Source organism: Bosea vestrisii, assembly GCF_030144325.1.
Lineage (GTDB): Bacteria > Pseudomonadota > Alphaproteobacteria > Rhizobiales > Beijerinckiaceae > Allobosea > Allobosea vestrisii_A.
The window spans coordinates 2,976,108-2,993,305 of record NZ_CP126307.1 but is presented as its reverse complement, the minus strand read 5'-3'; the positions used below and the strand labels follow the sequence as shown (position 1 = coordinate 2,993,305).

Sequence of the window (17,198 nt, the reverse complement as noted above, 5' to 3'; positions counted from 1 at the left end):
CATTCTCATTCTTCAAAAGAAGCATGTCGCAGGTCGTCACCACTTTCTCGGCCGAACGCGGCCCTTCAGAGCGCCATGTCCGCATCCTCGATGCGGCCGAGCGCGTCTTCGCGCGCGCCGGGTTCCATGCGGCGACGATGAATGAGATCGCCGTGGAAGCCGGGATGAGCCCAGGCAATCTCTATCGCTACTTTTCCTCGAAGGACGCGATCATCGCCGGTATGAGCGAACGCGACCGCATGGAGATCGCGGCCGATTTCGCCGGGCTCGATCCGGGCAAGGGTCGGTTGCTCGACCAACTCGATGAGCTCGGCCGCCGGCATATGGTGCGCAAGCCGCGCGAGAAGGCGATCATCGCGCTGCAGATCTGGGCGGAAGCCTCTCGTGCGCCCGCGATGGCGAAGATCTGTGCCGGCTTCGACGAAACGGTCGAGCAGGGGCTCGGCGCAGCGGTCGAGGCCGCCAAGGCGAGCGGCGAGTTGCCGAGCAATCTCGATCAAGCGCGCTTCCTGCTGGCGTTGTTCATGATGGCGGACGGCTTCTTCTGCCGGCGCGCCGTCGATCCCGATTTCGACGCCGCTGCCGGCGCCGAAACCCTGTTCGCCGCGATGCGGGGACTGGCGCAGACCATGCTGCTGCCGCCCGCCGACGGTCAAACCTCGTAAGAAGGCCGACCATGCCCATCTCGACCAGAACCCTGATCCTGCTGCCACTCATCGCGCTCGCATGCGCGCCCGGAGCAGCCTTCGCCCAGGCTCCGGCCTCTGCCGCCACCGCCCAGCCGCCTTCCGCCGGCCCGGCGATCACGGTGACATCGGCCAAGCGCGACGAGATCGTGCAGAGCGTCGTCGTCTCCGGCTCGATGATCGCGCGCGACGAGGTGCTGGTCGCGCCCGAGATCGACGGCGTCGTCATCACCGAGCTGTTCGCCGAGGAAGGCGACCGTGTCGCGGCCGGCCAGGTGCTGGCGCGGCTGTCGCGTACCACGCTCGAGGTGCAGCGCGCCCAGAACGAGGCGCAGATCAAGCGCGCCGAGGCGGCGGTCGACCAGGCCAAGGCCCAGATCGTCGAGGCCGAGGCCAATCTCGTTCAGGCCAACAATGCCTTCGATCGCACCAAGGCCTTGCGCGACAATGGCAATGCGAGCCTCGAGACCTTCGACCAGCGCGCCGCCGCGGCTCGCGGCGGCCAGGCGCGATTGAACTCGATGAAGCAGGCGCTTGCGATCACCACGGCCGACTTGACGCTGGCCCAGGCCCAGGGGCGCGATATCGAGGTCAAGCTCGCGCGCACCGAGATCAAGGCGCCCAAGGCCGGCATGGTCAGCCGCCGCAATGCCAAGCTCGGTGCCATGGCGACGATGGCAGCCGCGGAGCCGCTGTTCAGGATCATCGCTGATGGCGCGATCGAGCTCGAGGCCGATGTCGCCGAGGTCGAGCTGCCCAATCTCAAGATCGGGCAGACGGTTGCCGTCACCCCGGCAGGGTCCGACAAGCCGCTTACCGGCCAGATTCGCCTGATCTCGCCTGAGGTCGAAAAAGCCTCCCGGCTTGGGCGGCTGCGTATCTCGCTCATCGACAACCCGCCGGTCGCCGTCGGATCCTTCGCGCGCGGCGTGATCGAGACCGGCCGCAAGACCAGCATCATCCTGCCGCTTTCGGCGATCACCTATTCGCGCGGCGGCGCCATGGTGCAGTCCGTCAAGGACGGCCGAGTGACGACGAAGAAAGTGACGCTCGGGCTGATCGGCGGCGGGCGTGCCGAGATCGCGTCCGGCCTCGCCGAGGGCGAGAGCGTGGTCGCCCGTGCTGGCACCTTCGTGCGTGACGGCGACATGATCACGCCGATCGCGACGAACTGACGGGAGCCTCGCGTGAACGTCAATTTCTCCGCCTGGTCGATCCGGAAACCGGTTCCGGCGATCCTGCTCTTCGTCGTGCTCTGCGTGCTCGGGCTGCTTTCGTTCTCGAAGCTGCCAGTGACGCGCTTTCCGAACATCGACGTGCCCTTCGTCTCGGTGACGGTGACCCAGTCCGGCGCCGCGCCAGCCGAGCTCGAAAGCCAGGTTTCGAAGCGCGTCGAGGATGCCGTCGCCAACATCACCGGCGTCAAGCATGTGATGTCGACGCTGACCGACGGCTCCTCGGTGACGCTGGTCGAGTTCAGGCTCGAAACCAACACCGACCGCGCCGTCAACGACGTCAAGGACGCGATCGCCAAGATCAGGGCCGAGCTGCCGCGCACCATCGACGAGCCGGTGATCCAGCGCATCGATGTCGAGGGCCAGTCGATCCTGACCTATGGCGCCTCCTCGCCCGGCATGACGCTGGAGCAGATTTCCTGGCATGTCGACGATGTCGTTTCGCGCGAATTGCAGGGGCTGAAAGGCGTCGGCCGGGTCGAGCGCTATGGCGGCGTCGACCGCGAGATCCGGATCTCGCTCGATCCCGACCGGTTGCTCGCGCTCGGCACCACGGCCGGCGAGGTCAATCGCCAGATCCGCGCCACCAATGTCGACCTCGCCGGCGGGCGCGGCGAAGTTGGCGGCCAGGAGCAGGCGATCCGCACGCTCGCCAGCGCGAAGACCGTCGCTGAGCTCGCCGACAGCAAGATCCAGCTCACCGGTGGACGCGAGGTGCGCCTGAAGGAGCTCGGCCGGGTCGAGGATTCCAGTTCCGAGCCGCGCGCCTTCGGCCGGCTGAACAAGCAACCGGTCGTCTCCTTCGCCGTGTTCCGTTCCAAGGGCTCGAGCGAGCTTTCGGTCAAGGACGTCGTCGCGGCCAAGCTCGACGACCTCAACAAGCGCTATCCGACGATCGCGCTGAAGCCGATCGACGACGCCGTCGCCTACACCCACGGTAACTACAAGGCGGCGATGGAAACGCTGCTGGAGGGCGCGGCGCTCGCCGTGCTCGTCGTCTTCGTCTTCCTGCGCAACTGGCGCGCGACGCTGATCACCGCGATCGCGCTGCCGCTGTCGGCGATCCCGACCTTCTGGGCGATGGAGCTTCTCGGCTTCTCGCTCAACCTGGTCAGCCTGCTCGGCATCACCCTGGTGACCGGCATCCTGGTCGACGACGCCATCGTCGAGATCGAGAACATCGTCCGGCACATGAAGATGGGCAAGTCGCCCTATCGCGCCGCGATGGAGGCGGCCGACGAGATCGGCCTCGCGGTCATCGCGATCACGCTGACCATCGTCGCGATCTTCGCGCCGGTCTCGTTCATGGGCGGCATCGCCGGCCAATATTTCCGCCAGTTCGGCCTGACGGTCGCGATCGCGGTGCTGTTCTCGCTGCTGGTTGCACGCCTGATCACGCCGATGATGGCGGCCTATCTGTTCAAGCCGGTGAAGCACCACGATGCCAAAGACGGCTTCGTGATGCGCGCCTATAGCTGGCTGCTCGAAGCCTCGCTCAGGAAGCGCCGCATCCCGGTTCTGCCGCGCTTCGACGGCTCGCGGACCTGGCGCAAGCTGCCGTTCAACACGGCCTATCTCACGCTGATCACCGGCTTCGGCTTCCTCTTCATCTCGATCCAGGCGACGGCGCTGCTGCCGACCGGCTTCTTCCCGGAGGAGGACACCGCCCGCATCGTCGCCTCGGTCGAATTGCCGCCCGGCGCGACGCTGGAGGACACCACCGTCGCCACCGACAAGATCGTCGACAAGCTGCGCGAGATCCCGCAGGTCACGAACGTCTTCGTGCTCGGCGGGGCATCACCGACCGGGCAGCGCGAGGTTCGCCGCGCCTCAGTCTTTATCCTGCTGACGCCGAAGGCCGAGCGCGACGTTCCCCAGAAGGAACTCAAGGTCACCATCGCCGAGAAGCTGGCTGGCGTACCCGATGTCCGCGCCTGGTACGTCAACGAGCGCGGCGAGCGCGAGATGGCGTTCTCGATCCTGTCCAAGGATGGCGATGCGCTCGACGAGACGGTGGCGAAGATCGAGGCGCGCATGCGCCAGGTCGACGGCTACTTGAACGTCGCCACCGCCGGCTCGCTGAGCCGGCCGGAGATGCGCGTCACGCCGAAGCTGGAGCAGGCTGCCAATCTCGGCGTCACGCCGGAGGCGATCTCGGAGGCGCTGCGCGTCGCCACCATCGGCGACATCGGCCCCAACCTCGCCAAGTTCAACGCCGGCGACCGGCTGGTGCCGATCCGCGTCCAGCTCGACGAGCAGGCGCGCACCGATATCCGCAACATCGCGGCGTTGCGTGTGACCAACACGTCCGGTGTCTCGATCCCGCTCACCGCGGTGGCCGAGATCGGGTTCGGCGAGGGCCCGTCCTCGATCGACCGCTATGATCGCGTCCGCCGCGCCGCCATCGGCGCCGACCTGAAGCGCGGCTTCGAGCTCGGCACGGCGCAGGAGAAATTCCAGGAGATCGTCAAGGAGGTCGGCCTGCCCGAGGGCGTGCGTATCGCCGCCACCGGCGACGCCGAGATCCAGGGCGAGGTGGTCGAGGGCTTCGTCACCGCGATGACCACCGGCCTGATGCTGGTGCTCGCCGTGCTGATCCTGCTGTTCGGCTCGGTCTTCCAGCCGATCACCATCCTGCTCTCGCTGCCGCTCTCCTTCGGCGGCGTGGTGATCGCGCTGCTCGCCACCCACAACCCGGTCTCGATGCCGGTCTATATCGGCTTGCTGATGCTGATGGGCATCGTCACCAAGAACGCGATCATGCTCGTCGACTTCGCAGTCGAGGAAGTCGCGCGCGGCAAGGACCGGCTGACGGCGCTGCTCGAAGCCGGCCACAAGCGCGCCCGGCCGATCGTGATGACCACGATCGCCATGGCCGCCGGCATGCTGCCCTCGGCCTATGGCGTTGGTGATGGCGGCGAGTTCCGTGCGCCGATGGCGATCGCGGTGATCGGCGGTCTGATCGTCTCGACCGTGCTCAGCCTCGTCTTCGTGCCGTCCTTCTATGTGGTGATGGACGATCTCGGCCGGCTGACCGGCTGGATCTTCGGCCGCTTCCTCGGCAAGGCCGAGGACGAAAGCAGCTGGGCTCCGATGAGCGACGAGGAGACCCCCGGCGAAGCCAGCGCCAAGGCGATGGCGGGCAAGCTACCGCCGCCTAGGCTGGCGGCGGAGTAAGAACCAAGGGCCTGCCTCGGGGCGGGCTCTGTTTATTGGCGGATCAATTCTCCTTCAGCAACAGGTCGAGATTCTGTCCCTGTCCCGGCTGGCTGCCACGCAGCGTCAGCGCCACACCATCCTGCTGGCGCGAGATCGTCAGGGTCGCGGGCGGGTTCGGGCGGACGCTTTCTGCCGTCTCGTTGAAGGCGAGCGTCAGTCGCTGGCCCTGCCGCGTGCCGGCGAGGTTCGCTACTGTGCCGGTGCTCTCTTTGAACGTGCCGGCATAGCGGCCGGTTTTCGGATCGTGGCGCAGCTCGATCTTGATGGTGGCGCTGAGGATGGCCGCGGTGGTGCAACTGCCGTCGAGACTCAGGCGAGAGTCCTGCTGGTCGCCATCGAATTGGCATTTCAGCGAGCGGCTGGTGCCGCCGGCGTTTTGGAGCGTGCCATTGCCGCTGAAGCGGCCTTCGAGGGAACTCAGGAAACTCGCTTCGCTGCTGCCAGTGTCCTGCTGTGCGGCGCTTGGCTGGGCCAGCACCAACAGCGCCGCCGCGGCGAGCGCCTTCGTCATGCGATGTCGCGTCATGATCATGTCCTCCTGCCGGCTAAACGTCTCCGGAGGGGTTTTGATCATTCTGCCTGCGAGATGGCCCGATCGGCGGACCTCACACCGCTTCCGGCTCGGCGTCGGCCATGCGCTTGCGCTCCACCGCGCAGCGATAGGCCTCGGTCAGCTCGTCGAGCACGGATTGGGCCGGTCGCGGCGCGTCGAGATGGAGGAAGCGCAGCTCCGCCATGAACTTCTGCCAGAGCGCCGGGCCACCCTCGGCCAGGATCTCGGCGCGGATCGACATCTCCGGCGTCACCGGCAGGAAACGCCGGCCCCAGTCGGCCATGGCCGCGAAGACCGGCACCAGCGAGATTCCCATCTCGGTCAGGCTGTAGATGCCCTTCTGCTTGTGGGAGGCGTCGTCGCGGCGCGAGATCAGGCCGTTTTCGAGCAGCCGCTTCAGCCGGTCGGCGAGGATGTTCGAGGCGATGCCTTCGTCCGATTTCGCCAGCAGTTCGCGGAAATGCCGGCGATTGCCGAACATCATGTCGCGCAGGACAATCAGGCTCCAGCGATCCCCGAGGATTTCCAGTGTCAGATTGATCGGGCAGCCCGAGCGGCCGGTCTCTCGCATGTGTATCTCCAAAACCGCTTGCATTCTACAATCGGTTTCGCTAGAAGCCAACTGCTTGCAAATCGCAAGCGGTTTTGACGGCGCCGCGATGGCGCCTGCATGGAGGATGTGATGGCCAAGGTGATCGCCTGGAACCTCGTGACACTGGACGGATATTTCGAGGGCACTGAGAAGTGGGATCTCTCGTTCCACAACGAAGCCTGGGGTGAGGAGCTCGACGCGCTCAGCAAGGAATTCGGCAAGCGCGCCCAATGCCTCGTCTTCGGCCGCGTCACCCATGACGGGATGAAGGCGCACTGGACCAGCGCCACCGCCGAGGACGGCGAGGTCACGCGCTATATGAACGCGCTGCCCAAGCTCGTCGCCTCGCGCAGCGTTACGAGCTCGGACTGGAACAATACGCGGGTGACCGCCGATATCGTTGGCGAAATTGCCAAGCTGCGGGCTGTTCCGGGCAAGGACGTCCTGGTCTTCGGCAGCGCCGAGCTGATCGACACGCTGTTGGCGGCGAAGCAGATCGACGAGCTGATGCTGGCGGTGGTGCCGCTGCGGCTCGGCGCGGGCACGCCGTTCTTCAAGCCCGGCAGCGAGCAGCAGAAGCTCGATCTGCTGGAGAGCCGGCCGCTCAAGAACGGCACAGTGATCCTGCGCTACGCGCCGGCAAACTGATGGGATGGCGATCCGCTGCGGACGGGATGGAGAGCCCCAACCCTCCGCAGCGTCCACCTGCCGGCCCTGCGTGGCCGCGGCGATCTATTGCTTGAAGCCGATCAGCACGCCATCGGCGCCGAGCGAGAGCTGCAGGCCTCGGCGCTTGGTGGCGAGACGCATGACCACGCCCTTGGCATTGCGGAGCCAGAGGGTGCCGCGCCCCTCGTCGCCGATCGCCCAGCCCTCGCGAATCTGGATGTACGCGCCGGTGAAATCCTCGACATTGGCCAGGCGGTAGACCGAACCGGTCGCGGTCAGGCGCGAGGCGCCGATGCCGCCGATGCCGAGGCCGCCGACGGTGATGTCGTAATTGCGCTTGTTGAAGCGGAGCGTGCCGCCGCCGATCGCGCCAGAGCCGATGAAGGCGACCTGCACCTGCCGGATGGAGACGGTTCCGGTCGCCGGACCGAACTGCCGCGACTGTGCGCCGGCTGGAGCGCTGACTAAGAGGCAAGTGAAGATTAAAGCAGAAACCCGAGCGATCATGGCTAGTTCTCCCCCGCCTCAGAATGAGGCTGATCGAACTCTGCGCCGGAAATATCAGCGGTCAAACGGCATTTTAGTTTGCATTGCGTCAATTCAACACGCCGACGGCGGAAAGCGAGGGGCTAACCCGCTCCCGTCGCCATGCAGTTGCATGGTTCGAGGCTGGTTTCAGCCCTTCCGCACCATCAGTACCGCCGCCAGGATCGCGACGCCGCCAAAAGCCTGCGCAGGCGAGGGCTGCTCGGCGAAGATCGCCCAGGCTGCCAGCACCGAGACCAGCGCCGGCCAGACCATGACCAGCGAGGCGGCATTGGCGCCGTAATGGCCGAGCGCCAGCGTGATCAGGCCCTGGCCCATGGCATGCGAGACCAGGCCGAGCGCGGCGACGGCGAGCCAGCCGGTGAGGCTCTGCGGCAGGATGGTCTCGCCGAGGCCGAGTGCTGCAATGAGGCAGAACACGGCGCAGATGGTGCTGGAGATCAGGCTGATACGGCCGGCGGCAGCGCGGTTGCGGGCACGGCGCACGGCGAGGATATAGGCCGCGTAGGAGAAGGCGGCGCCGATGGCGAGGCCGTCACCGAACAGGCCGGTGCCGGAGAGCGGCGTCACTGCGCTTCCCGACAGTTTCGGCAAAACCAGCAGGCCGGCGCCGCCGACCGCGAGCAGCAGCGCGCCGAGGATGCGCCGCGTCGGCTTCTCGCGGAACAGCAGCCAGCCGCCGAGGATGACGCCGACTGGCGAGAGGTTGCCGAGCAGCGAGGCATTGGCGATCGAGGTGAAGCCGATCGAGGCATTGTAGAGAACGACATCGACGCCGAAGGCGAGGCCGGCAAGCGCGATCGGCAGCATGGCGCCGGATCTGACGCGATCCGCGGTGCCGCCGCGATCCTCCAGAGCCATCCAGGCGGCGAGCACCGGCAGGGCGAAGGCCATGCGCCAGAAGCCGGCGGCAGCCGGGCCGACATCGGCGAAGCGCACGAAGATGCCGGAGAAGCCGATGCAGGTTGCGCCGAGCAGCAGCGCCAGGAACATGGCGAGCGCCGGCGTGGTCGGACGATCTGGCACGGCAAGGCTCGGGGCGGACATCGGACGGCTTTCGGTAGCGGCCAGGATTGACCGATTGCGACAGGACGCCGTCATCCCGGCCGAAGCGCAGCCAAGCGCCGGAATCCACCCTAGGCATTTTATGCCTCCTGATGGATTTCGGAGCTGCGCCGCTACACGGCCTGTTTGGAAGGACGGTCAACCTACTCCCCCAGAATATAAGGCGCTTCCGGCAATCGGAAAAACGGATTATTCTGATTCATCTATCGTCATTTCCGTTGGAGCGATGATGTCGACCCATCTCGATCTCGATGCTCTGGCCATGCTCGTCGCCGTCGCCGAGACCGGCGGCTTCACCGCGGCCGGCGCGAGGCTCGGGCGCACCCAATCAGCGGTGTCCGGCCGTATCCAGGATCTGGAGGCTGCGCTCGGCAGGCAGCTGCTGGAACGTTCGCGCCGTGGCGTTACGCCGACCGAGGCCGGCGAGCGCCTGCTCGCCCAAGCCCGCCGCCTGCTCGCGATCGAGCGCGAGGCGCGGGCCGAGCTCGAGGGCGACAAGGCCGTGGGCCGCCTGCGCATCGGCCTGCCGGACGACTATGTCGACGCTTACCTCAGGCCGCTGATCGTGCGCTTCGCCGAGGAGCATCCGCGCGTCGAGATCGAGGTGCATTGCGAGCTCTCGAAGCGGATCGAGCCGGCGGTGGCAGCGGGCGAGCTCGACCTTGCGGTCATCACGCAGGACCCCGGCCGGCCGAAGGGCGAGCGCCTCAGGCGCGAGCCGCTGGTCTGGGTCGCGGCCCGTGGCCACCGGCCGGAGCTCAGCGAAGTGCTGCCGCTCGGCCTGTTCAACGAGGGCTGCCGGGCGCGTCCGCGCATCCTGAATGCGCTGCAGGCGGCGGAGCGGCCGCACCGGCTGGTATTCTCGTCATCGCACATGGCCGGCCTGCTCTCGGCGGTGGAAGCGGGCCTCTGCGTCACCGCGATCACCGAGAGCGCCGCGCCGGCGTCATTGCGTCGCTTGGAGCCGTCCGAGAACCTGCCGTCGTTGTTCGAGCTCTCGGTCGCGCTGGTGATTGCGCCGCAGGCGAGTATCGCCGCGCGTCATTTCGCGCAGGCGCTGCGGGAAGCGATGGCGGCGCCGCGCCTTGCGGCGTGAAAAGCTAGACCGCGATCCGCTCCGGCTCGTCGGCGTCGAAGCCGGTTTCCTTGGCGAGGATGCGCTGCATCCGGTTTTCGTCGAGCGAGTTCTCCCATTTCGAGACGACGATGGTGGCGACGCCGTTGCCGATCAGGTTGGTGAGCGCGCGCGCTTCCGACATGAAGCGGTCGATGCCGAGGATCAGCGCGATCGAGGCGACCGGGATATGGCCGACCGTGGCGAGCGTCGCCGCCAGCACGATGAAGCCTGAGCCGGTGACGCCGGCCGCGCCCTTCGACGTCAGGAGCAGCACGGCGATGATGCCGATCTCCTGCGACAGGGACAGGTCGGTATTGGTCGCCTGCGCCAGGAAGACGGCCGCCATGGTCAGGTAGATGCAGGTGCCGTCGAGGTTGAAGGAATAGCCGGTCGGGATGACCAGGCCGACCACGCTCTCCTTGCAGCCGAGATGGGTCATCTTGGCGATCATGCGCGGCAGCACGCTCTCGGAAGAGGAGGTGCCGAGCACGATCAGCAGTTCCTCCTTGATGAAGGCGATGAACTTCAGGATCGAGAAGCCCGTCAGCCGCGCGATCGTGCCGAGCACCAGGAAGATGAAGATCAGGCAGGTCGTGTAGAACGCGGCCATGAACGAGCCGAGCGAGAGCAGGGTCCCGACGCCGAACTTGCCGATGGTGAAGGCCATGGCGCCGAAGGCGCCGATCGGGGCGGCCTTCATGATGATGCCGACGATCTTGAAGAAGATCTGGGCGATGTCATCGATGAAATGCAGCACCGCCTTGCCGCGCTCGCCGAGCATCTGCAGTCCGAAGGCGAAGAGCAGCGCGAAGAACAGCACCTGCAGGATCTCGCCATTGGCGAAGGCGCCGACCACCGTGTCGGGGATGATCCCCATCAGGAAGGCGAGGGTGCTTTGGTCATGCGCCTTGGCGGTGAAGGCGGCGATGCCTGCGGTGTTGATCGTCGAGGGATCGACGTTCATGCCGGCGCCCGGCTTCCAGAGATTGACCACGACGAGGCCGACGATCAGCGCCAGGGTGGTGACGGCCTCGAAATAGATCAGCGCCTTCAGGCCGACCCGGCCGACCTTCTTCATGTCGTCCATCGAGGCGACGCCGTGGACGACGGTGAGGAAGATGATCGGCGCGATGATCATCTTGATCGCCTTGATGAAGGCGTCGCCCAGCGGCTTCATCGCCTCGCCGGTCTGGGGGTAGAAATGGCCGAGCAGCACGCCGATGGCGATCGCGGTCAGCACCTGAACATAAAGATGGGTCCACCATGGGCCTTGATGACCCCGCAAGACCTCTGCCGACGCTGTCGCCATGGTCGCTTCCCCTTGCTGCGCGCCCGTTGGAGCGGCGCGTCAACAAAGGGCTACGCCCATTCCCGGGAAGCGGCAAGATCAGGTCAAAGCCATGACGATCACTTGAAAGCGAGAGCCTTCTCCCATGTGCGCGGGAGAAGGCTGCAAGTCATCGCAGGGCGAATACGCTACTCCGCCGCCTGCGGTTTCAGCACGCCGCGGCGGATCTGGTCTTCCTCGATCGACTCGAACAGAGCGCGGAAATTGCCCTCGCCGAAGCCGTCATCGCCCTTGCGCTGGATGAACTCGAAGAAGATCGGCCCGACCACCGTGGCGGAGAAGATCTGGAGGAGAACCTTGCTCATCCGGCCGGCCTTCTCGCCGAGCGCGACCGCGCCCTCGCCGTCGATCAGGATGCCATTCTGTTTCAACCGTGGCACCGGCTCGCCATGGTTCGGGACGCGGCCGTCGATCTTCTCGTAATAGGTCTCGGGCGGCGAAGGCATGAAGGGCAGGCCGTTCTGCCGGAGCTGCTCGACGCTGGCATAGATGTCGCGGGCACCGAGTGCGACATGCTGGATGCCCTCGCCCTTGTACTGGCGCAGGTACTCCTCGATCTGGCTTTTGTCGTCGAGGGATTCGTTGATCGGGATACGGATCTTGCCGCAGGGCGAAGTCAGCGCCCGCGAGATCAGGCCGGTCAGCTTGCCCTCGATGTTGAAGAAGCGGATCTCGCGGAAATTGAAGAGTTCGCCATACCAGCCAGCCCAATGGTCCATGCGGCCGCGCTGGACGTTGTGGGTGAGGTGGTCGAGATAATACATCCCGGCCTGCTCGGGATGCGGATCGCCCTCGCCGAGCCATTCGAAGTCGACGTCGTAGATCGAGCCCTTCTCGCCATAGCGATCGACGAAATAGAGCAGCGAGCCGCCGATGCCCTTCACCGCCGGGATCTGCAACTCGCCGGGGCCGACCTTGCTTTCATAGGGCTCGGCGCCGAGCGACACCGCGCGCCCGAAAGCATGTTTGGCATCGACGACGCGGAAGGCCATGGCGCAGGCGCAGGGGCCATGCTCGGCGGCAAAGCCTTGAGCGAAGGAATCCGGCTCGGCGTTGACGATGAAATTGACGTCACCCTGGCGATAGAGCGTCACCTTCTTGGAGCGGTGCCTGGCGACCTTGGTGAAGCCCATGGTTTCGAAGAGCTCACCGAGCTTCTCGGGCTCGGGATGGGCGTATTCGACGAATTCGAAGCCGTCGGTGCCCATCGGGTTGGCGTCGGAAATGGCCGGCGGCTCGGCGTCGTGAGGAAACGGTCCCATGCGGTGTCCTCCTGAGAATGCCTGGTTGACCGATCCTCGCGCATTCGAATGGCAAAAGGTTTGCAAAACCCTGGATCCTCGGGTTGAATTCGCACGGTTCGTGCATGAAAGCGCAGGAAGGCTCACGGAATGCCGCAACTCGACGCTTTCGACTGGCGCCTGCTCGAAGCCCTGCAGAAGGATGCCTCGCTGACCAATGGCGCCCTCGCCGAGCGCGTCGGCCTCTCCGCCAGCCAGGTCTCGCGGCGGCGCCAGGTGCTGGAAAAGGCGGGCACGATCCGCGGCTATCGCGCGCTGATCGATCCTGAGGCGATCGGGCTCTCCGTCACCGTCTTCATCCATGTCGCGCTCAACACCCATTCGCGCGACAATGCCCGGCGCTTTCGCGACCTGGTGAAGCTGACGCCGGCCGTGCTCGAGGCGCATGCGCTCACCGGCGAGGCCGACTACATGCTGAAAGTCGCGGTCGGCGACCTCAAGGAGCTGGCGCGCCTCGTCAACGAGGTGCTGCTGCCGCATGAGAGCGTGGCGCGGGTGCGCTCGGAGATCGCGCTGGAGACGCTGAAGGAGCCGGGACTTTTGCCCTTGCCGATGGTGTGAGGATGCCCCTTCCGCCGACGTTACGGCGCCAGATCACGATGATTTTGGATCGGCTCGATCCAAAATCATAAACGTGATCGATTCTAAGAGTTTAGAGCGGGATTGGGAGCGAAAAAACCGGTTCCCACTTTTTCGCATCCCGCTCTATAACGTGGTCATGGTCGTTCTCAATCGCATCTACACCCGCACTGGCGACGACGGCACCACGGCGCTTGCTTCCGGCGCGCGCCGGGCCAAGTTCGACCTGCGTGTCTCCGCCTATGGCACCGTCGACGAGACCAATGCCTGCATCGGCCTTGCTCGCCTGCCTTGCGCGAGCGAGGACCCGGAACTCGATGCGATGCTCGGGCGCATCCAGAACGATCTTTTCGATCTCGGCGCGGAGCTCGCCTCGCCCGATACCGGCGAGAAGCCGGCCTTCGAGCCATTGCGCATCGTGCAGGCGCAGGTCGATCGCCTTGAGGCTGAGATCGACCGGCTCAACCGGCCGCTCGGGACGCTGCGCTCCTTCGTCTTGCCGGGCGGCACGCCGGGCTCCGCGCACCTGCATCTTGCCCGCACGGTCAGCCGGCGGGCCGAGCGGTTGATGGTCGAATTGTCGCAGGGCGAGGGCGAGAGCGTCGCCCAACCGGCGTTGAAGTTCATCAACCGCCTCTCGGATTTTCTCTTCGTCGCCTCCCGACACCTCAATGCCAGGGCAGGGGGCGACGTGCTCTGGACGCCCGGACAGAACCGCTAACCGATGTTCGTGCCACTGCATGACGGCGTGCCGATGCGCTTCATCCGTGTCGCCTATGTCACCCATGCGCTGATCGCGATCTGCATCGTGCTGCGCCTTGCGCTGATGTACTGGACCAGCGAGGCGAGCGAGATCGCGGTCATGGCCGGTTTCGGCACGATTCCAGCGGTGCTGTTCGGCGAAGCGCAATTGCCGCCGGAACTGCTGAGGGCCCCGGCCTGGCTGACGCTCATGACCGGCATCATGCTGCACGCCAGTTTCGCGCATCTGATCGGCAACATGCTGTTTCTCTGGGTCTTCGGCGACAATGTCGAGGATGCGATGGGGCATCTGCGTTTCCTCGTCTTCTTCCTGCTCTGCGGCATGGCAGGGGCACTGCTGCACGCGCTGATGAACCCCGAATCGGAGCAGCCGTTGATTGGTGCATCCGGCGCGATCTCCGGCGTGATCGCGTCCTATCTCATGCTCTATCCGCGCGTGCGGATCTGGGGCCCTCGCCTTCAAATGGATCCCGCTGCACATCCCGGCGATGTATGCCCTCGGTGCCTGGATCCTGTTTCAGCTGCTCTCGGCGCTGTTCGACCAGCAAGGGGCTGTCGGCTGGTGGGCGCATCTCGGCGGGCTTGGTGCCGGAGCGGCGCTGACGCCGCTGCTGATCAGGCGCGAGCTACGTCTGTTTGGGGGCGTCGTACGGGGCAAGCCGTGACTTTCATGGCGTTGACAAGCCCAAATCCCCGTCGCTACGGTCCGTCCGCATTTCAGCCGCGCGCCGCGATGCCGGTCATCGCTTGGCCGGCGGATCGGCGCCCGATCGCATCTCTCCATAACCGGTGACGTCCTTATGAAGATACTTGTGCCAGTGAAACGAGTGGTCGACTACAACGTGAAGATCCGCGTGAAGGGCGACGGGTCGGGCGTCGAGCTGGCCAATGTGAAGATGTCGATGAACCCGTTCGACGAGATCGCGGTGGAAGAGGCACTGCGGCTCAAGGAAGCGGGCAAGGCGACAGAAGTGATCGTCGTGTCGGTCGGGCCCGCGCAGGCGGCCGAGACGATCCGCACCGGCCTCGCCATGGGCGCCGATCGCGGCATCCTGGTGAAGACCGACGGCATCGTCGAGCCGCTCGCGGTGGCCAAGCTCCTCCAGAAGATCGTCGAGCAGGAGACCCCGGAGCTCGTCATCCTCGGCAAGCAGGCGATCGACGACGATTGCAACCAGACCGGCCAGATGCTGGCGGCCCTGCTCGGCTGGCCGCAAGGCACGTTCGCGTCGAAGGTCGTGATCGGCGAGGGCTCCGCCGACGTCACCCGCGAGGTCGATGGCGGCCTGCAGACCGTCTCCCTCAAGCTGCCGGCGATCGTGACCACCGATCTTCGCCTGAACGAGCCGCGCTACGCTTCGCTGCCCAACATCATGAAGGCCAAGAAGAAGCCGCTCGACGAGACCACGCCGGAGACGCTCGGCGTCGATGTCGCGCCGCGCCTCAAGGTGCTTAAGACCACCGAACCCGCTGGCCGCTCAGCCGGCGTCAAGGTCGCAAGCGCCGCCGAACTCGTCTCCAAGCTCAAGACCGCCGGGGTGATCTGATGGCTACGCTGCTGCTCGCCAAGCACGACAACAACAGCCTCAACGAAGCCACCCGCAAGGCGCTGACTGCGGCCAAGGACATCGGCGCGCCCGTGCACGTTCTGGTCGCCGGCCACAACGCCAAGGCGGTCGCTGAAGCTGCCGCCAAGCTCGACGGCGTCGAGAAGGTACTGCTCGCCGATGATGCGGCTTACGAGCATCGCCTCGCCGAGCCGCTGGCGGCGCTGATCGTCTCGCTGGCGCCCGGCTATGACGCCCTCGTCGCGCCTGGCACCACCACCGGCAAGAACGTGATGCCGCGCGTTGCCGCGCTGCTCGACGTGATGCAGGTCTCGGAAGTCACCAAGGTCGTCTCGGCCGACACCTTCGAGCGCCCGATTTATGCCGGCAACGCCATCCAGACTGTGCAGTCATCAGATGCCAAGAAGGTCATCACGGTGCGCGGCGCCTCCTTCGCCGCGACCGGCGATGGTGCAGCTGCAGCCCCGATCGAGACGATCGCTGCGGCTGAGAACCCCGGTACGTCGTCGTTCAAGGGCGAGGAGGTCGCCAAATCCGACCGGCCGGAGCTGGCCTCGGCCAAGATCATCGTCTCGGGCGGACGCGCGCTCGCTTCGTCCGATAACTTCGCCAAGGTGATCGAGCCGGTGGCGGATCGGCTTGGCGCGGCAATGGGCGCCTCGCGCGCCGCGGTCGATGCCGGCTACGCCCCGAACGACTGGCAGGTCGGCCAGACCGGCAAGGTCGTGGCGCCGGACCTTTATGTCGCGGTCGGCATTTCCGGCGCGATCCAGCACCTGGCCGGCATGAAGGACTCCAAGGTCATCGTCGCCATCAACAAGGACGAGGAGGCACCGATTTTCCAGATCGCCGATTACGGCCTCGTCGGAGACCTCTTCACCATCATGCCCGAGCTCGAAAAAGAGCTCGAAAAAGCCGGCAAGTAAGCAAGTCAGGCAGCGGGCGGCCACAAGGCCGCCCGAGCCAGCTCCCCTCGGGAACAGAAGCGTCACATGGACCAACAGATCAGGACCGTCGGCATCATCGGCGCCGGGCAGATGGGCAACGGCATCGCCCATGTCGCGTCGGTCGCGGGCTTCAACATCAAGCTGCACGATGTCGCCGAGGATCGCATCAACGCGGCGCTGGCGACGATCGACGGCAACATGGCTCGCCAGGTCTCCAAGGGTGCCATCGCCGACGAGGAGCGTCGCGCGGCAATGAGCCGGATCACCGCGGCGCCGACCCTGGAAGGGCTGGGCGCCTGCGACCTCGTGATCGAGGCGGCGACCGAGAGCGAGGAGGTGAAGCGCAAGATCTTCACCGCCGTCTGCCCCTATCTGCGGCCTGACGCCCTGCTCGCCTCCAATACCTCCTCGATCTCGATCACGCGGCTCGCCGCGGCGACCGACCGGCCCGAGCGCTTCATCGGCATCCATTTCATGAACCCGGTTCCGCTGATGCAGCTCGTCGAGCTGATCCGCGGCATCGCCACTGACGACCACACCTTCGAGCTCGCCAAGGAGTTCGTCGCCAAGCTGCACAAGACGGCGTCGGTCTCGGAGGATTTCCCGGCCTTCATCGTCAACCGCATCCTGTTGCCGATGATCAACGAGGCCGTCTACACGCTCTATGAGGGCGTCGGTTCGGTCGAGGCAATCGACACGGCGATGAAGCTCGGCGCGAATCACCCGATGGGCCCGCTCCAGCTCGCCGATTTCATCGGTCTCGATACCTGTCTGTCGGTGATGCAGGTGCTGCATGACGGTCTGGCTGATTCGAAATACCGGCCCTGCCCGCTGCTGGTGAAATATGTCGAGGCCGGTTGGCTCGGCCGCAAGGTCGGGCGCGGCTTCTACGATTATCGCGGCGAGAAGCCCGTTCCGACGCGCTGATATCCGCACGTCGTGCCCGGGCTCGACCCGGGCATCTCGGAAACCAGTGCCGTGCCGTCCTGAGATTCTCGGGTCTTCGCTTCG

Annotated in this window: 17 protein-coding genes; 11 read left to right on the top strand and 6 right to left on the bottom strand. The window is 65.8% G+C overall.

Annotation, left to right across the window (positions count from 1 at the left end; all coding sequences use genetic code 11):
* Positions 1-23 precede the first annotated feature (23 nt).
* From QO058_RS14850 to QO058_RS14840, 3 genes are read left to right on the top strand one after another with little or no spacing between them, the layout of a single operon-like run.
* Positions 24-665 (top strand): TetR/AcrR family transcriptional regulator, encoded by a 642-nt coding sequence (locus QO058_RS14850; protein ID WP_284167097.1) that lies wholly within the window; start codon positions 24-26, stop codon positions 663-665.
* 11 nt (positions 666-676) lie between these two features.
* Positions 677-1,861 (top strand): efflux RND transporter periplasmic adaptor subunit, encoded by a 1,185-nt coding sequence (locus QO058_RS14845; protein ID WP_284167096.1) that lies wholly within the window; start codon positions 677-679, stop codon positions 1,859-1,861.
* Between the two features lie 12 nt (positions 1,862-1,873).
* On the top strand, positions 1,874-5,098 hold the full coding sequence (locus QO058_RS14840; protein WP_284167095.1) for an efflux RND transporter permease subunit: 3,225 nt from the start codon (positions 1,874-1,876) through the stop codon (positions 5,096-5,098).
* A 43-nt stretch (positions 5,099-5,141) separates the two neighbouring features.
* On the opposite strand, the gene QO058_RS14835 is transcribed toward QO058_RS14840, so the two are convergent.
* Complete coding sequence (locus tag QO058_RS14835) at positions 5,142-5,651, bottom strand: hypothetical protein (RefSeq protein WP_284167094.1); 510 nt, start codon at positions 5,649-5,651, stop codon at positions 5,142-5,144.
* Between the two features lie 94 nt (positions 5,652-5,745).
* Positions 5,746-6,264 (bottom strand): winged helix-turn-helix transcriptional regulator, encoded by a 519-nt coding sequence (locus QO058_RS14830; protein WP_284167093.1) that lies wholly within the window; start codon positions 6,262-6,264, stop codon positions 5,746-5,748.
* Between the two features lie 111 nt (positions 6,265-6,375).
* Here QO058_RS14830 and QO058_RS14825 point away from each other — a divergent pair, with 111 nt between their 5' ends.
* Positions 6,376-6,933, top strand: coding sequence for a dihydrofolate reductase family protein (locus tag QO058_RS14825; RefSeq protein ID WP_284167092.1), 558 nt, complete (start codon positions 6,376-6,378; stop codon positions 6,931-6,933).
* An 84-nt stretch (positions 6,934-7,017) separates the two neighbouring features.
* Here QO058_RS14825 and QO058_RS14820 read toward each other — a convergent pair whose 3' ends face one another.
* Positions 7,018-7,461 carry a hypothetical protein gene (locus tag QO058_RS14820; RefSeq protein ID WP_284167091.1) on the bottom strand — a complete coding sequence of 148 codons (444 nt, stop codon included), beginning with the start codon at positions 7,459-7,461 and terminating at the stop codon, positions 7,018-7,020.
* 168 nt (positions 7,462-7,629) lie between these two features.
* A complete protein-coding gene (locus tag QO058_RS14815) occupies positions 7,630-8,526 on the bottom strand; it encodes a DMT family transporter (RefSeq protein ID WP_284167090.1) in 897 nt (298 codons plus the stop codon).
* Between the two features lie 268 nt (positions 8,527-8,794).
* Between QO058_RS14815 and QO058_RS14810 the strand changes: the two genes are divergently transcribed.
* A complete protein-coding gene (locus QO058_RS14810) occupies positions 8,795-9,661 on the top strand; it encodes a LysR family transcriptional regulator (RefSeq protein WP_284167089.1) in 867 nt (288 codons plus the stop codon).
* 4 nt (positions 9,662-9,665) lie between these two features.
* On the opposite strand, the gene QO058_RS14805 is transcribed toward QO058_RS14810, so the two are convergent.
* Together QO058_RS14805 and hppD are read right to left on the bottom strand one after the other, a co-directional pair.
* Positions 9,666-10,991 carry a dicarboxylate/amino acid:cation symporter gene (locus QO058_RS14805; RefSeq protein ID WP_284167088.1) on the bottom strand — a complete coding sequence of 442 codons (1,326 nt, stop codon included), beginning with the start codon at positions 10,989-10,991 and terminating at the stop codon, positions 9,666-9,668.
* Positions 10,992-11,158: 167 nt separating this feature from the next.
* Positions 11,159-12,292 (bottom strand): 4-hydroxyphenylpyruvate dioxygenase, encoded by a 1,134-nt coding sequence (gene hppD / locus QO058_RS14800; protein WP_284167087.1) that lies wholly within the window; start codon positions 12,290-12,292, stop codon positions 11,159-11,161.
* Between the two features lie 129 nt (positions 12,293-12,421).
* On the opposite strand from hppD, the gene QO058_RS14795 reads away from it, so the two are divergent.
* From QO058_RS14795 to QO058_RS14765, 6 genes are all read left to right on the top strand, one after another.
* Positions 12,422-12,892 carry an Lrp/AsnC family transcriptional regulator gene (locus QO058_RS14795; RefSeq protein ID WP_284167086.1) on the top strand — a complete coding sequence of 157 codons (471 nt, stop codon included), beginning with the start codon at positions 12,422-12,424 and terminating at the stop codon, positions 12,890-12,892.
* 157 nt (positions 12,893-13,049) lie between these two features.
* Positions 13,050-13,631, top strand: coding sequence for a cob(I)yrinic acid a,c-diamide adenosyltransferase (locus QO058_RS14790; protein ID WP_284167085.1), 582 nt, complete (start codon positions 13,050-13,052; stop codon positions 13,629-13,631).
* An 87-nt stretch (positions 13,632-13,718) separates the two neighbouring features.
* The gene (locus QO058_RS31440) at positions 13,719-14,465 is read left to right on the top strand and encodes a rhomboid family intramembrane serine protease (protein WP_432211935.1); all 747 of its coding nucleotides are present in this window, start codon (positions 13,719-13,721) and stop codon (positions 14,463-14,465) included.
* 7 nt (positions 14,466-14,472) lie between these two features.
* Positions 14,473-15,219 (top strand): electron transfer flavoprotein subunit beta/FixA family protein, encoded by a 747-nt coding sequence (locus QO058_RS14775; RefSeq protein WP_284167084.1) that lies wholly within the window; start codon positions 14,473-14,475, stop codon positions 15,217-15,219.
* A complete protein-coding gene (locus tag QO058_RS14770; RefSeq protein WP_284167083.1) occupies positions 15,219-16,166 on the top strand; it encodes an electron transfer flavoprotein subunit alpha/FixB family protein in 948 nt (315 codons plus the stop codon). Before QO058_RS14775 ends, QO058_RS14770 begins: the two co-directional genes overlap by 1 nt.
* A 66-nt stretch (positions 16,167-16,232) precedes the next feature.
* Positions 16,233-17,114, top strand: a complete 882-nt coding sequence (locus QO058_RS14765) for a 3-hydroxybutyryl-CoA dehydrogenase (RefSeq protein WP_284167082.1) — start codon at positions 16,233-16,235, stop codon at positions 17,112-17,114.
* Positions 17,115-17,198: the final 84 nt, after the last annotated feature.

Excerpts from the sequence above, each read along its gene's own strand:
- QO058_RS14830 (WP_284167093.1), bottom strand. The coding sequence starts at position 6,264 with ATGCGAGAGACCGGCCGCTCGGGCTGCCCGATCAATCTGACACTGGAA.
- QO058_RS14850 (WP_284167097.1), top strand. The coding sequence starts at position 24 with ATGTCGCAGGTCGTCACCACTTTCTCGGCCGAACGCGGCCCTTCAGAG.
- QO058_RS14820 (WP_284167091.1), bottom strand. The coding sequence starts at position 7,461 with ATGATCGCTCGGGTTTCTGCTTTAATCTTCACTTGCCTCTTAGTCAGC.
- QO058_RS14835 (WP_284167094.1), bottom strand. The coding sequence starts at position 5,651 with ATGACGAAGGCGCTCGCCGCGGCGGCGCTGTTGGTGCTGGCCCAGCCA.
- QO058_RS14825 (WP_284167092.1), top strand. The coding sequence starts at position 6,376 with ATGGCCAAGGTGATCGCCTGGAACCTCGTGACACTGGACGGATATTTC.
- QO058_RS14770 (WP_284167083.1), top strand. The coding sequence starts at position 15,219 with ATGGCTACGCTGCTGCTCGCCAAGCACGACAACAACAGCCTCAACGAA.
- QO058_RS14795 (WP_284167086.1), top strand. The coding sequence starts at position 12,422 with ATGCCGCAACTCGACGCTTTCGACTGGCGCCTGCTCGAAGCCCTGCAG.
- QO058_RS14845 (WP_284167096.1), top strand. The coding sequence starts at position 677 with ATGCCCATCTCGACCAGAACCCTGATCCTGCTGCCACTCATCGCGCTC.
- QO058_RS14790 (WP_284167085.1), top strand. The coding sequence starts at position 13,050 with ATGGTCGTTCTCAATCGCATCTACACCCGCACTGGCGACGACGGCACC.
- QO058_RS14810 (WP_284167089.1), top strand. The coding sequence starts at position 8,795 with ATGTCGACCCATCTCGATCTCGATGCTCTGGCCATGCTCGTCGCCGTC.
- hppD (WP_284167087.1), bottom strand. The coding sequence starts at position 12,292 with ATGGGACCGTTTCCTCACGACGCCGAGCCGCCGGCCATTTCCGACGCC.
- QO058_RS14775 (WP_284167084.1), top strand. The coding sequence starts at position 14,473 with ATGAAGATACTTGTGCCAGTGAAACGAGTGGTCGACTACAACGTGAAG.
- QO058_RS14765 (WP_284167082.1), top strand. The coding sequence starts at position 16,233 with ATGGACCAACAGATCAGGACCGTCGGCATCATCGGCGCCGGGCAGATG.
- QO058_RS14805 (WP_284167088.1), bottom strand. The coding sequence starts at position 10,991 with ATGGCGACAGCGTCGGCAGAGGTCTTGCGGGGTCATCAAGGCCCATGG.